The organism is Bacillus sp. TH17, assembly GCF_016651125.1.
Classification (GTDB): Bacteria; Bacillota; Bacilli; order Bacillales; family Bacillaceae_G; genus Bacillus_A; species Bacillus_A mycoides.
The window spans coordinates 4,402,484-4,415,791 of the sequence record NZ_JAEKEN010000001.1 but is presented as its reverse complement, the minus strand read 5'-3'; the positions used below and the strand labels follow the sequence as shown (position 1 = coordinate 4,415,791).

Annotated in this window: 15 protein-coding genes and 1 other annotated feature; of the genes, 10 read left to right on the top strand and 5 right to left on the bottom strand. The window is 35.5% G+C overall.

Annotated features, from left to right (window positions below):
* Positions 1-444: a DUF3978 family protein gene (locus JFT95_RS22850; protein ID WP_002034632.1), complete on the bottom strand. Its 444-nt coding sequence runs from the start codon at positions 442-444 to the stop codon at positions 1-3.
* A gap of 414 nt (positions 445-858) precedes the next feature.
* On the opposite strand from JFT95_RS22850, the gene JFT95_RS22845 reads away from it, so the two are divergent.
* From JFT95_RS22845 to JFT95_RS22825, 5 genes are all read left to right on the top strand, one after another.
* Positions 859-1,473 carry a DedA family protein gene (locus JFT95_RS22845; RefSeq protein WP_002129815.1) on the top strand — a complete coding sequence of 205 codons (615 nt, stop codon included), beginning with the start codon at positions 859-861 and terminating at the stop codon, positions 1,471-1,473.
* Between the two features lie 402 nt (positions 1,474-1,875).
* Positions 1,876-2,121 (top strand): helix-turn-helix transcriptional regulator, encoded by a 246-nt coding sequence (locus JFT95_RS22840; RefSeq protein WP_002067963.1) that lies wholly within the window; start codon positions 1,876-1,878, stop codon positions 2,119-2,121.
* Positions 2,111-2,818 carry a DUF3169 family protein gene (locus JFT95_RS22835; RefSeq protein ID WP_033713416.1) on the top strand — a complete coding sequence of 236 codons (708 nt, stop codon included), beginning with the start codon at positions 2,111-2,113 and terminating at the stop codon, positions 2,816-2,818. Before JFT95_RS22840 ends, JFT95_RS22835 begins: the two co-directional genes overlap by 11 nt.
* 42 nt (positions 2,819-2,860) lie before the next feature.
* Positions 2,861-3,913, top strand: coding sequence for a site-2 protease family protein (locus JFT95_RS22830; RefSeq protein ID WP_063218142.1), 1,053 nt, complete (start codon positions 2,861-2,863; stop codon positions 3,911-3,913).
* Positions 3,914-3,998: 85 nt separating this feature from the next.
* Positions 3,999-4,139 carry a DUF3985 family protein gene (locus JFT95_RS22825; protein ID WP_000404757.1) on the top strand — a complete coding sequence of 47 codons (141 nt, stop codon included), beginning with the start codon at positions 3,999-4,001 and terminating at the stop codon, positions 4,137-4,139.
* 225 nt (positions 4,140-4,364) lie between these two features.
* Here JFT95_RS22825 and JFT95_RS22820 read toward each other — a convergent pair whose 3' ends face one another.
* Positions 4,365-4,751: a DUF3938 domain-containing protein gene (locus tag JFT95_RS22820; protein WP_002034640.1), complete on the bottom strand. Its 387-nt coding sequence runs from the start codon at positions 4,749-4,751 to the stop codon at positions 4,365-4,367.
* A 340-nt stretch (positions 4,752-5,091) separates the two neighbouring features.
* Positions 5,092-5,985 carry a YitT family protein gene (locus JFT95_RS22815; RefSeq protein ID WP_000530031.1) on the bottom strand — a complete coding sequence of 298 codons (894 nt, stop codon included), beginning with the start codon at positions 5,983-5,985 and terminating at the stop codon, positions 5,092-5,094.
* A 274-nt stretch (positions 5,986-6,259) separates the two neighbouring features.
* Between JFT95_RS22815 and JFT95_RS22810 the strand changes: the two genes are divergently transcribed.
* The 3 genes from JFT95_RS22810 (at position 6,260) to JFT95_RS22800 (ending at position 8,450) form a co-directional block, all read left to right on the top strand.
* Positions 6,260-6,544 (top strand): hypothetical protein, encoded by a 285-nt coding sequence (locus JFT95_RS22810; RefSeq protein ID WP_002015967.1) that lies wholly within the window; start codon positions 6,260-6,262, stop codon positions 6,542-6,544.
* A 28-nt stretch (positions 6,545-6,572) separates the two neighbouring features.
* Complete coding sequence (yidC, locus tag JFT95_RS22805) at positions 6,573-7,355, top strand: membrane protein insertase YidC (protein ID WP_002015966.1); 783 nt, start codon at positions 6,573-6,575, stop codon at positions 7,353-7,355.
* Positions 7,356-7,484: 129 nt separating this feature from the next.
* Positions 7,485-8,450, top strand: coding sequence for a hypothetical protein (locus tag JFT95_RS22800; protein ID WP_201053309.1), 966 nt, complete (start codon positions 7,485-7,487; stop codon positions 8,448-8,450).
* 244 nt (positions 8,451-8,694) lie between these two features.
* On the opposite strand, the gene JFT95_RS22795 is transcribed toward JFT95_RS22800, so the two are convergent.
* Entirely contained in the window at positions 8,695-8,919 is a 225-nt protein-coding gene (locus JFT95_RS22795; RefSeq protein WP_201053308.1) for a hypothetical protein, read from the bottom strand.
* A gap of 165 nt (positions 8,920-9,084) precedes the next feature.
* Positions 9,085-9,321: a binding site (T-box leader), on the top strand.
* 65 nt (positions 9,322-9,386) lie between these two features.
* Between JFT95_RS22795 and JFT95_RS22790 the strand changes: the two genes are divergently transcribed.
* Together JFT95_RS22790 and JFT95_RS22785 are read left to right on the top strand one after the other, a co-directional pair.
* Positions 9,387-10,700: an APC family permease gene (locus JFT95_RS22790; protein WP_201053305.1), complete on the top strand. Its 1,314-nt coding sequence runs from the start codon at positions 9,387-9,389 to the stop codon at positions 10,698-10,700.
* Positions 10,701-10,810: 110 nt separating this feature from the next.
* A complete protein-coding gene (locus JFT95_RS22785; protein WP_201053304.1) occupies positions 10,811-11,995 on the top strand; it encodes an MFS transporter in 1,185 nt (394 codons plus the stop codon).
* A 430-nt stretch (positions 11,996-12,425) separates the two neighbouring features.
* On the opposite strand, the gene JFT95_RS22780 is transcribed toward JFT95_RS22785, so the two are convergent.
* Positions 12,426-13,184, bottom strand: coding sequence for a TrmB family transcriptional regulator (locus JFT95_RS22780; protein WP_002034606.1), 759 nt, complete (start codon positions 13,182-13,184; stop codon positions 12,426-12,428).
* Positions 13,185-13,308 lie beyond the last annotated feature (124 nt).

Here is a 13,308-nt window from a genome sequence, read left to right as displayed (position 1 = left end):
TTACATACAATGAATTTGTAATCCTCGTAATGCTTGATTGACATTTTCATCTAATGTTTCAAAGAAGGTAGTAATCTTTGTATTGCATTTGTTGTTTTTATCAATAAGTAATCTTTCATTTAATAAAAGCTCACCATGTAGTCCAAAACTTTGAACTCGAATATTTAGTTCATCTTCAGTTTCAGAAATAATCGGTAAGAAATAGTGAAAAGCTTTCGTTGGAATGATGTAGCTTTTGCCAATCATGCTTTCTTGATTTGAATTAACCCATTTTCTCGTGACGATCTTAATGTTCTTTTTTGAAACGATAAAAGACAGCGTTGTAGATTTTGTTAAACTTACGTCAAATTCATTTGTTTCACATATTTGTAAATTAAAAACGGTTTCGTTTTGATGAGATTCAACATTTGTATTAATAAAATCGTGCATTTTATAAGCTTCCATTTCTTATTCACCCTTTTTTCAATTTCGAAAAGCGACTTATATTTATTCAGTTTAATGTTTAGTCATATATTAGCTAAATTTTTCAACAAATTCCGATATAATCTTACAATACGTATATGAAGCTAATATGAAGTTCATATGAGTTTGTGGTGGTTTTTTATAGAGAACAAAATAAGGTGGTTTTTGAGTGTTAAAAACCGGATGAAAAATGTATATTAATGGATTTCCTTCGCGTGGTATATAGTTGTTAGCTTGTTTTTAAATGCTAATAGATATAAGTAAATAGAGAACAAAAAACTTTAGAATGAGCCTTACAAAAATGTAATAAAAATGTAAGCTATTGTGATAGTTATTTCGACAATTTTTTTATACAATAATAGTAACAAGTTGTACGTGAATGAAAGGGGAGATGACATGGAATGGGTTCATGAATTATTTCAGCAATATGGGTATTATGTAGTACTTGTAGGCCTGCTGTTAGAATATATTGCACTTCCGTTTCCGGGAGAGCCAACATTAGCATATGCGGGGTTTTTAGCACAGAAGGGTGATCTAAGTTTACCTATTTTAATTATCCTATCCTTTATTGGGACAAGTGTAGGAATGACGATTCAATACTTTTTAGGTAATAAGCTTGGTATGCCTTTTGTTCAAAAATACGGGAAGTACGTATTTTTAACACAAAGAAAAATTGATTTAACGAGAATGTGGTTCGATAAATATGGATATTTCCTTATCTTTATTGGCTTCTTCATTCCTGGTGTACGTCATTTTACAGGATACTTTGCAGGTATCATTAACTTACCGTTTCGCCGCTTTGCAATTACAATTTATTCAGGTGCTTTATTCTGGGTATCGTTCTTCTTAATTGGCGGCTACTGGTTAGGTGGTAACTTACATGATATTTTCGGATTACTGGGAGATCATATCGGCAAAATCATTTTCGGAGCGATTGTCATTGTAGCAATTACGTTAAGCGTTCGTTTCCGCAAACAACTAAAACGAGTATTTTTACAAAACGCAAGTTAATATGGAATCCATTCTATGTCAGATTTTAGGGAGGCAGTGCAAAAGCACTGCCTTTTTTATTGTATTTTCCAGTTTGCTTTTATTTTTCCATCGATACCGTCACCGGTGGCTGGTATATAATGCGTTCCCGTTCTATTAGGTGAAAGTTCATACGTATCGTCGCTTAGTTCGGAAAGGGGTTCATATTTATTAAATTCACTAGAAAAGCCAGTGCTATAACCTTGGTAGGTGCTATTTTCAGTAATAAGGAAGTTTACGTTGACCTCAATTATGTAGTTCTTGAAGATTATTATATACGTTATGTTTAGTATAATATATATTCGTTTTTGACATGTATCTACGTCAAAATGACAATTATAATTGACAAATATAAGGATATTATTTACAATTTTAATTAAATAAATGAAAAAGAGGGAAGACATGAAGCTTCAAAATCGAGTGAGGGAATTTCGAGCAAAGCATCGTTTATCACAAGGGGATTTAGGGAAAGCGATTGGCTCATCACGGCAAACCATTAGTTTAATTGAGCGCGGAGATTATGCACCATCTATTGTGTTATCGCTAAAAATCGCACAAATTTTTGGAGCGCCGGTGGAGGAGATATTTATGTTAGTGGAGGGGGAAGAGGACGATGAAGATGAAGAGTAAACGAAAAAAACAATTTGATTTTGTGGGGAAAATAGCATTAAGTATGATGGGTGGTTTTTTAACATCCTATATAGCTTTAAATTTACTCTCGAATGAACCGAGAAAATTATCATCTAATACATTTATAGGTGTATGTACTATTTTTGGAATCTTAATGATGTACTACACTTGGAAGAATACACGTATGTTAGCGGAGGCACGCGATGAAGAAGAGAGCGTACAAGGCAGAAAATTAGGCATTATAAGTATATATTTACGTGTAGGTGATATAGTTACGCAGGCATGGTTTGTATATGCAGTTATTACATGTAGACGTGCACTGTTACAGGATACAAATGTGTCATTTGCAGTGTGGAATTTAGTAGCTTCTATTGTCTGTTTAACTATTGTAGTGGTTATCGGGCTCATAACAAAAAATCGTTATAATAAGCTATATCCTGAACAAGGTGTAACATATATGGAATCTATGAAAATGTGGACGAAAAACGCAGATGAAGGATTAAAGCACATTGTGCATGAGGCTGGATATAAAGCATATGAATTTACGAATACAATATTGGCATATGTATGGTGGGCTGCCGTTATATATACAGCGGCTAGTGATATCGATTTTGTATTAATTGGCTTAATCTCATTTATTTGGATATTGCATCTCGGAAAATTCATGTACGAAATGCAGAGAAAAATGATTTATTAAGGGGAGAAAAAGGTGGATATTTTAAGAAGGCCAGCTGGTTCCATGACGGCGGCGCTAGTTCTGTCCATTTTATACGGAGTAATTCGAACTGGGAAATTAGAAGTAATGTTGAATATATGGGCAGTATTTGGAATTGTATTATTAGTGTTAGCCATTCATGAGCTAGGGCACGTAGTATTTGGTTTGATAGGTGGTTTGAATTTTAAATTTATGACAGTAGGACCTATCACTGTTCAAAAAGAAAAGGGGAAATTACGCATTCGAGAAAATAAATTATGGGCGTACTTTGGTGGTGTGGTGATGTTAGCACCGTCTTCTATAGAGACACCGAACCTTTCAAAGAAATGGGCGTGGATGACTTTAGGCGGACCAATTATGAGTTTATTATTCGGTATTACTTCAGGTTACATATACATGGTGAGCTATTATCAATATCTTTTATATTTTTCCGTTTTCCACTTTGTGATTTTTGCAGTTACAATCGTGCCGATAAAAGGAACGCTTCTGAGTGATGGCATGCAATTTCTCATTTTAATTAAAGATGATGAAAAAGCTAAGCAGCATTTATATACGATTCAAATATCGAGTGAGTTATTTAGTTATAAAAGACCGAAAGATTGGGATGAGAGATTAGTAGAACTTAGTGAGGAAAAATTAAAAGAGGATAAAAGTATAAGAGAGATAATGAGCGGACTTATGCTCGTCTTTTATGCCCGAGCTGATCAAAAGGGAATGGAAAGAGCGATACCGTATATAGAACAAATTGTTCAGCTATCTGTAACGAAGGAAAATAAATTTTTCGTTGGTAGTTTTCATAGTTGGTATCTTTTATATAAAGCTCTTTATCAGATGGATAGCCTTTCTCTGCAAGAAGCAAAGGAACATGCAAAGGCCATTACCAAAATGGATTTAAACGGATATTACCGTACACAAGGAATTATTAAATATTTAGAGGACGATATGGAAGCTTCCCGCTGTTATATGAAGAAAGCTGATAAGGAATTAGAGAGTGCTGAGAAGAGTGGAATGGGATATTTACAAGTAGAGAGAGAATGGTTTGAGCAGCTACAGGCGAGGGTATCTTACGATGGGTGAGGTATCCTCTTTTTTATATGTCATCTTATTCGATTTCATAAAAAACGAAGTACAGGTAGAATAAAAGAGATAGGAGGAGATACATATGGAAATTTTATCGATTATTTTGATAGTCTTGCTCATTTATGCTGTTTTTAAAGTGGCGTATGTAGCATTAAAGATACTCGCGATCCTATTAATTATCTTTTTAATCGTTGAGTTCGGCAGTAAGTTACTTGGGGGATAGGCATGTTGTGCGTTTTGAGTGTCGAACCGTCGATATAATGAAAAAATCGCTGATATAAGTGGAGAAACGATCGATATATTTTAAAAATCGTCGATATATTTAATTGAATACTAAGTGGGGTATATGGGAAAGAAGTTGCCGCGGAGGTAACTTCTTTTTATTTTGGTGATGGGGTATGAACAGGAAAGAACAGTAAACAAAAAAGCTGGAAGAATTTCTTCCAGCTTACGAGTTACTTTCAATTTGACGACCATTTTCTTCTTCAGTGTCCTGTAATAGATTGAATACGTCTGCTAGGCAGAATGCGATAAACCAAGTCCATAGACCGTGGAAGAAAGCTGAGCTTAATTGAAGTGGTAATGTATAGTTTGTCATTGAGTAGGAAATACATCCACCAACGATTCCGATCATTGTTAATAACATTGTTTTTTGAGCATTTTCTTCTGGATTGAAGAGGAAGAAAATGTATCCGCCTAAAATTGAAGCGCTTACAAGGGTTTCGATTCCATTAAAAATGATATTCTCTCCAAGCTCTGTGTTTGTCCAGAAACAGATCACGCCGCCGACGATGGCAAATAGGACAGCTAGTGTGTATCGTATATATTGATTCATATGTTCATCTCCTTATGTAATAAGATGATTTGGAAGTCAAAAAGGTAGGTATAGTATATTGAAGTGAATTTTAGTTGTACGTATCTTTTATAAAAAGATCAGTGAAGAATAACTAAGATGATCGGTTTTTTTAAACCGTTACGTGTATGGTGTCTGAAATATACCCGACTGCTCGTTTCTTTTTGCTTATAAAAATAAGAGAAACTTCCAAGTCTATATACTCTTTTTTGTAAGTCTATTTTTATTATAACATATTTAGTGATACAATAATAGAATTATCTGATTTTGTAATAAGTGTAAAAAATAAAAAACGCAAGGAATTGTAGTTCCTTGCGCCTTTTTATATACGTTTGAAACGGCCGACAATTTCAACTGTTTCAGTAATGTTCATAAATGCTTTATTATCCACTTGGCGGATAATACGTTTCATTTCGCCCAACTCGTAGCGAGTTACGACAGTGTAAATCATTTTTTTCTTATGGTTTGTATAGCCGCCGACAGCATCTACCATTGTTACGCCACGTATGCCGTGATGTAATAGTGAGCTTTTTATTTCCTCACCTTTTTCTGTAATTGTCATTATCGTTAATTTAATATGTTTTGTATGCACGGCATCAATTACTTTGCTGACTACAAACCGACTAATTAACGTATAAAGCGTAATATCCCATCCGAAAATAAATCCTGCTGCAACAAGTAAGATTAAGTTGAATCCAAAGATGATTGCTCCAATTGAAACATCGCGATGTTTCGCTACAATCAATCCAACAACATCAAAACCACCTGTTGAAGAAGCAAATCGGAATATGATTCCTGAGGCAGCACCGCAGATGACACCACCGAATACAGAAGACAGTAAAATATCGTCTGAAACTTGGTGTACTGGGATAATGTTCATCGCTAAAGATGATACAGCCACAAAGTATGCCGTTAAAAAGGTTGTCTTCTTTCCTAAGTAAAAGTGACTTAAAATAAGAAGCGGAATGTTTAGTAAAAAGATAAGTGCTCCGATATTGTAGTGCATTAAATAACCGATAATCATCCCTACACCAGCGAACCCACCGCTAATCATATTATGCGGGATAAAAAACATATTCATAGAAATTGCATACAAAATAGAAGCTATAAAAATAACAACTAACTGTATGATAAATTCTAAATGAAATGTTTTAGCTGCTGGGAAGGATAAAAAGGCGGTGTCGGGAACGTAATCGGCGTCTCCTAGTTGACCCATAGTATGTTTCATCTCCATATTCATTTTTGATTACAAGAAGAGAATAAAGCTTTTTTCAAAAACTGGCAATAGTTTTATTATAATGCAAAAATTTTATAAATTTCTAACAAATTAAACCTATTCAAAGATACGTGTGAATATACTAAAGAAAGCGAATACATTGGTTTTCTAGCATAATTTTTTGAGAAAATATGCAAAAAAACTTTTGAGAACAAAAGGAAATAGAGAATGTTTGCTGAATATGCTAAAATGACTTTATTAAGGATGTGAAGCGATGGAATTTTTATTGCAGGATGCAATTCTATATATATCGTTTGTAACGACAGCGCTTTGTGTATTAGAAGTCTTTTTTCTTGCTAACGTTTCTCGCTTTGTGCGTCAGCAAGCATCGAGCGGTAGACAGAGAGCTTTTAAACTAGTAGATACGTGTGAAGAGGGTACAAGAAATGTACCGCTATTTTCTATTTTTTATAAATATGGAATGATTCGTTCTGTCCGCAGACAAGAATCGAGTGGAGAGAGTGACGAGGTAGGTCCGTATACACCAATGTTTCGCTAATTAATTACGAAACATTGGAGGAATGAACATGTTAAAATCATACCGAGCTAGGCTCATTAGTTTATCATTATTACTTGTTTTTGTTTTATCTGGCTGCAGCAATGCAGGTACAATTGATTCACATAGTACGGGAATTTGGAACCATTATTTCGTATATCCAATCTCATTTATGATTCAATTTGTTGCTCATCATATACCTGGAGCTAGCTTCGGGATTGCCATCATTATCATGACGCTCGTTATTCGTTCAGCAATGATTCCATTAGCTGTTTCGCAATATCGTAGCCAAGCGAAAATGAAAAAAATGCAACCTGAATTACAGAAGCTGAAACAGAAATACGGTGATGTGGGTAAAGATCTTGAAAAACAAAAGCAGTATCAAAAAGAAATGTCAGAACTAATGAAATCAGGCGGTTGGAATCCGTTAGCTGGGTGCTGGCCAATCTTTATACAAATGCCCATTTTCTCTGCTTTGTATTATGCGATTAGCCGAACTGAAGAGATTCGTACATCTTCATTTTTATGGGTGAACCTAGGACATGCAGATCCATATCATATATTACCGATTATCGCAGCGTTAACAACATTTATTCAAATGAAGGTGTTCCAATCAAATGTAACGCCTGGAGAACAAGTTCAAATGCTGAAAATACAGCAAATTATGATGCCTGCAATGATTCTATTTATGGGATTTGCGGCGCCATCAGGACTGGTGCTGTATTGGATTACAGGTAACTTATTTACAATGACACAAACAATTGTATTAAGAAAAGTAATGGAACGTGAAGAATTACAATTACAAAAAGCTTAGAAAAACACCGCTCGTGATGAGCGGTGTTTTTTATTTAAATCGTTAAGGAAATTTTAAGAAACCAACATTACTATTGGCATTGTATACGAAAGTGTACATGCTTTAGAAATATGAAGGAGGAAATTTCCTATGAAGAAGAAAACAGTTGGATATTTAGCAATTGCAGGTGCTTTATCATTTGGAATTATAGGAGGAGCTGGTATACCAGCGTTTGCGGCAACTAATACTCCAGCAGCTGAGCAAGTTACAAAAGGAACTGCGAAGAAGAATTTAGATGAAGCAACAAAACAAAAAGTAAAAACGATTATGGATGATACAAAGAAACAGTTAGAGGGATTAGGTGTGAAATTCCCAGAGAAGGGTAAGCACAAGGAAATGTTTGCAGGACTAGATGATCAGGCGAAAGAAAAAGCAAAGTCGATTCTAGAGCAAGAAAAATCCGGGAAATTAACTCGCGAACAAGCAAATGAGGAATTAACAAAGCTAGGCGTGAAATTCCCAGAGAAAGGTAAGCACAAAGATATATTCGCGAATTTAGATGAGGCGACAAAAGAAAAAGCGAAGTCCATTTTTGAGCAAGGGAAGTCCGGAGCATTAACGCATGAGCAAGTGAAAGAGAAATTGAAAGAATTAGGAGTAACGCTTCCAGAGAAAGGGAAGCATGGTGACATATTCGCGAATTTAGATGAGGCGACAAAAGAAAAAGCGGAAGCAATTTTGAAGCAAGAAAAGTCTGGAACACTAACTCATGAGCAAGCGAAAGCGAAGTTGAAAGAACTAGGTGTGAAATTCCCAGAGAAAGGGAAGCACGGTGATATGTTCGCGAATCTAGATGAGGCGACAAAAGAAAAAGCGAAGTCTATTTTTGAGCAAGAAAAGTCCGGGAAATTAACTCGCGAGCAAGCGAAAGAAGAATTGACAAAACTAGGTGTGAATCTTCCAGAGAAAGGGAAGCATGAAGACATCTTTGCAAACTTAGATGAGGTGACAAAAGAAAAAGCGAAAGCGATTCTAGAAAAGGAAAAGAAACAATTAACAGATTTAAATGTGGATCTTCCAAATCATAAATTTTTTATGAAAAAAGATGATAAATAATTGAACTATGTAGTATCTTTCGTGTGGGCAACCGAAAGGTACATACGACAAATGCGAGGACCGATTTCTGTAAGCAGAAATCGGTCCCTTTTAATGATTCATCCCGCATTAACGGGCAGTAAGACACCCACCTCAAAATTGGATTAGAGCAAAGAAGTTAGGTGGGAGATCAACTGCCCGTAAACGCCCGATTGGTGAAGGCTAATAATCAGTGGGAGATGGAAAACCCCCATTGATTAAAGTTTCACTTTATCGAAATCCTTTTCATTGTTAGTATGTATCCAAAGATGCAGTAGACGATTGCAAAACCGATAAACACTTCAGTATATTGGTATTTACCTAATACGTAGAAGGAAGCAGCTGGTATAATAGCTACCGCTAAAATGCTATAACCAGGATACTTATATCGATACATGATAGCGAATATAAAAGAAAGAACCGTAGCGTTGATACAAAAAATAGCAATCATTATTAGTACACCTCCTACATGAATTGTACCATTTTTAGGGAATTAGAGAAGTGTCGGAACTTCTGTTATAATATAAGAAGAGAAATGTTTCTTATGTTATATAAAAAATATATTGATTTTTTCTAACAATTCAATATAATGGGAAACAACTACAAAATTCGACATCAAGAAGTGATGATGAGGATATGATCAGTTTTTTACGATTATCAGAGAGGGAGGCCTTTGGCTGTGAGCTTCCTAATACGGGAAAATCGATTACCACCTCTGAACTGCAGCAGTGAACGTATATCTAGTAATTGCATGCCGGCAAAAACCGTTATTTAGACTTGAGAAATTGGTGAAGCGTGTCACTTTACTAATTGAAACAAGGGTGGAACCACGAATACAACACTCGTCCCTTTTTTAGGGAGGAGTGTTTTTTTATTTCATTTTTGCATCACACTAGAATTGGAAGGAGGATACGCAGCATGCATCATGATGAGAAAAACAAAATTGGTTTAACAGTAGCACTTTCTATCGTAGTAGGAACTATTATTGGGTCTGGTGTGTTTATGAAACCAGGGAGCGTATTAGATTACTCAGGGAGTTCTAATATGGCTATTCTTGCTTGGGTAATTGGTGGTCTGTTGACGTTAGCAAGTGGTTTAACAGTAGCCGAAATTGGAGCGCAAATTCCGAAAAATGGTGGGTTGTATACGTATTTAGAGGAGATTTACGGAAGTTTTTGGGGGTATTTATCTGGCTGGATGCAAACAATTGTTTATGGACCAGCTATTATTGGAACGTTAGGTTTGTATTTTAGTTCTTTAATGATCAATTTTTTCTACTTAGATAAAGTCTGGAATTTACCAATCGCAATTGGAACAGTTGTGTTCCTAGGCGTTATAAATAGTTTGGGAACAAAATATGGGGGCATCGTCCAAACGGTTACGACAGTTGGGAAGATGATTCCAATTATATTAATTGTTGTGCTAGGGTTTTGGAAAGGGAATAGTGATATCTTCAACGTAGTTGTACCGATATCAGAAAATCAAAGTATCGGGATGGCAATTTTAGCAACTTTATTTGCCTATGATGGCTGGATTTTGCTTGCTTCTATTGGCGGAGAAATGAAGAATCCAACAAAGTTATTACCGAAGGCAATGACAGTTGGGATTTTAATTGTAACAGCTGCTTACGTGTTAATTAACTTAGCGTTATTAAATGTATTACCAGCAGCGAAAATTGTAGACCTTGGAGAAAATGCAACAGCGACAGCTGCGGGTATGTTACTTGGAGAATATGGCGGGAAAATTATTAGTATCGGTATTATCATTTCTATTTTCGGTTGTTTAAATGGAAAGATTTTAACGTTCCCACGTATTCCGATGTCGATGGCAGAGCGTGGACACCTTCCGTTTTCTAAGTTTATTGCAAAAGAAAATTCGAGATTTAAAACACCAGCAAATGCGATTACTGTTGAAATCATTTTAGGAATTATTTTAATGCTTATTAGTGATCCGAATAAGCTATCTGAGATTTCCGTATTCATTATTTATATTTTCTACGTAATGACGTTTATTGGTGTCTTCATTTTACGAAGACGTAACAAGGATAAAGAGCGTGCATATAGTGTACCGTTATTCCCGATTGTACCAATCGTTGCGATTTTAGGGTCACTGTTTGTACTTGGAAGTGCGATTATTAACGATCCGGTAAGTTGTTTCTTATCAATTGGAATGGTATTTACTGGACTTCCGGTGTATTGGTACTTAAATAAGAAGAAAAAAACTGGAGTTTAATGATTGAAGGGCAGGCGTATAATATGCCTGCTTTTTTGCTGTAAAAAAATTTGTACTTGCGTCCACTTTCTCTTTTGGTTACTATAATGGTAGTAACCGAAAGAGAAAGTGTGGGGGAAGGCTTGAATTTTCGTGTATATATTTTAGCTATTGCGGCTTTCGTAGTCGGAACGGTTGAGCTAATTATAGGAGGAACGCTTGATTTAGTTGCTAATGATTTAGGTGTGTCGATTAGTGCAGCTGGTCAGCTTATTACAATATTTTCAGTAGTATTCGCTCTATCAGGGCCGGTTTTATTAGCATTAACAGGCAAGTTTGAAAGAAAGAAATTGTATGTTGTGGCATTATCAATTTTCTTAATTGGAAATATCATTTCGGCATTTAGTGTGAATTACGAGATGTTAATGTTCTCGAGAGTAATTTGTGCAGCGAGTGGTTCGCTTATTATTGCACTATCGGTAACACTTGCTTCTAGTGTAGTAGAGCCGCATTTTCGTGCGCGTGCAATTGGAATCATTTTCATGGGTATTAGTGGATCACTCGTACTTGGAGTACCACTAGGTCTTGTGCTCGGAAATGCATATGGATGGCGTGCACCATTTGTATTAATTTCGGTATTAACGGTTATGGCGATTGCTTGTATTTCATTATTCTTAACGAAAGTACCAGCGACATCGGTATTATCAATAAGAGAACAAATTGCTACGTTAAAGGATAAAAAAATTGTAAGTGCACAGTTAACATCATTTTTATTTTTAACAGGTCATTTAACGTTATACGCATATTTAACGCCGTTTCTAAAAGATGTGATGCATGTTGAAGCAAATTGGATTAGTGTGTTTTACTTCATTTTCGGAATTGCAGCGGTACTTGGAGGTGGCCTTGGCGGCTGGCTTGCTGATAAATGGGGATCGAAGAAAAGTATTATTTCCATCATTATCGTATTTGCATGTGCAATCTTTATGTTGCCGATGATGACATTCTCATTCCCGCTTTTCATTATTATGATGGGGCTTTGGAGTATGCTGAGCTGGGCAATTTCGCCAGCACAGCAAAACTATTTAATTGAAATTGCGCCAGAATCAGCTGGTATTCAGCAAGGTTTAAATAACTCTGCACTTCATTTAGGAATTGCACTTGGCTCAACAGTGGGCGGAGTTGTTATTGAGAAATCATCTGTTATATATAACGCTTGGGTAGGCGGCGTTTTCATTATATTGGCACTGCTTTGTGCGATTTTCTCTATTACGAGAGGACGCTCGAATCAGCTTACGAAAGAAGAATCTATCATTTGATAGGTTCTTTTTTGTGTGAAAAATTGCAGGGGTTAGTAGAGAAATGGAGAAGGGAGTATATAGCGAGGTGATAGTATATGGAGTCTAATTTTTCAATTATTGGTTTTCTAATTTCTTTAGTCCCATTATTTCTTATTATTTTTGTATTTAGATGGATTCGTTTCATCTATCAAAATTCTGAGAAACAAGTAGAGCAAAATGAGAAGATTATTGAGCTTTTGATGGAGATAAAGGAGCAAAAAAAATCGTAAAATGAACGTTCTGTATTTACAAATCAAAACCATCAGAAAAACCAACTACATAAAATTAAATTAGCGAAAGCGTAAAAAAGAGCTGTACCAAATGAGTATGTAAAACTCCGTTTGGTACAGCTTTTTTGTATAAAAAATTATATTATCTATTCAAATGGTAGAATCGATTTTGGGATTTGTTAATATCTCAACTTCATCAACAATTCCTTAATTTCCTCATCCTGCATAAAGAGATCATGGTGCTTCTCTGTAATCTTCGCAAGTGCAACGTCATGATAGAAGAACTCCGTAAAGAACTTCACGAAAGGTTGTGACATTGTTTTCATCGCTTGCCATGATTCTTGCTCTACACCAGCAAATAAAATTTCACTATCGTCAACGATGAGTAGTAAATAACGCTCTAATGCGTTAGGTTCTTGAGCTGGGATTAAAAAATGCATGTTTTCTAAGTCAGTTTCCACTTTTCCAACTATGAGGGACTCGACTTGGACGCCTTGTTTTTCTTTTTGTTCTAGTAAAGGAAGATATTCTAAAAGGGTATCGTTCCATGCGGAGATGCGTATGGATTCTTTCGCATCTTCTATAAGTTGCCTACTTTGTACTTTAATAGAAGACTGCATTTTTAAACTCCAAACGCGGTCATCTGTAAATGATTTTTTAGAAATATTATTTTCAAGTTCTTTAATATTAGATTGGAATTCTGTCGTTAACTTTTCAATTGCTAGCTTGAGTGGTAATGCTGTATACAATTTTTTCTTTTCAGAAACAGAATCCATTACCATCCCTTTATCAATGAGTCGTGCTAACACTTCGTATATTTTTGCTTTTGGAACACCTGAATGTTTAACGATAGTTGTTGCATCTAATGGGTCATTGCTTGATACGACAACTTCATAAGCTTGGCTTTCATATTGTGAGAAACCGAATTTTTGTAGCATAGTTCCCTCCGAACGAATGAGATTATATGTTAAGGATAATGAACTATTTGTTTTTACACAAGTGTTGAGATAACAAGTAAGTTGATTGAAATGAGAATAAATTTCAATTTTTTAAACTATATGG

Coding starts and splice junctions, on each gene's coding strand:
- JFT95_RS22850 (WP_002034632.1), bottom strand. CDS start 444: ATGGAAGCTTATAAAATGCACGATTTTATTAATACAAATGTTGAATCT.
- JFT95_RS22800 (WP_201053309.1), top strand. CDS start 7,485: ATGAAGAAGAAAACAGTTGGATATTTAGCAATTGCAGGTGCTTTATCA.
- JFT95_RS22810 (WP_002015967.1), top strand. CDS start 6,260: ATGGAATTTTTATTGCAGGATGCAATTCTATATATATCGTTTGTAACG.
- JFT95_RS22830 (WP_063218142.1), top strand. CDS start 2,861: ATGACGGCGGCGCTAGTTCTGTCCATTTTATACGGAGTAATTCGAACT.
- JFT95_RS22815 (WP_000530031.1), bottom strand. CDS start 5,985: ATGGGTCAACTAGGAGACGCCGATTACGTTCCCGACACCGCCTTTTTA.
- JFT95_RS22825 (WP_000404757.1), top strand. CDS start 3,999: ATGGAAATTTTATCGATTATTTTGATAGTCTTGCTCATTTATGCTGTT.
- JFT95_RS22790 (WP_201053305.1), top strand. CDS start 9,387: ATGCATCATGATGAGAAAAACAAAATTGGTTTAACAGTAGCACTTTCT.
- JFT95_RS22820 (WP_002034640.1), bottom strand. CDS start 4,751: ATGAATCAATATATACGATACACACTAGCTGTCCTATTTGCCATCGTC.
- JFT95_RS22780 (WP_002034606.1), bottom strand. CDS start 13,184: ATGCTACAAAAATTCGGTTTCTCACAATATGAAAGCCAAGCTTATGAA.
- JFT95_RS22840 (WP_002067963.1), top strand. CDS start 1,876: ATGAAAAAGAGGGAAGACATGAAGCTTCAAAATCGAGTGAGGGAATTT.
- yidC (WP_002015966.1), top strand. CDS start 6,573: ATGTTAAAATCATACCGAGCTAGGCTCATTAGTTTATCATTATTACTT.
- JFT95_RS22835 (WP_033713416.1), top strand. CDS start 2,111: ATGAAGAGTAAACGAAAAAAACAATTTGATTTTGTGGGGAAAATAGCA.
- JFT95_RS22845 (WP_002129815.1), top strand. CDS start 859: ATGGAATGGGTTCATGAATTATTTCAGCAATATGGGTATTATGTAGTA.
- JFT95_RS22795 (WP_201053308.1), bottom strand. CDS start 8,919: ATGATTGCTATTTTTTGTATCAACGCTACGGTTCTTTCTTTTATATTC.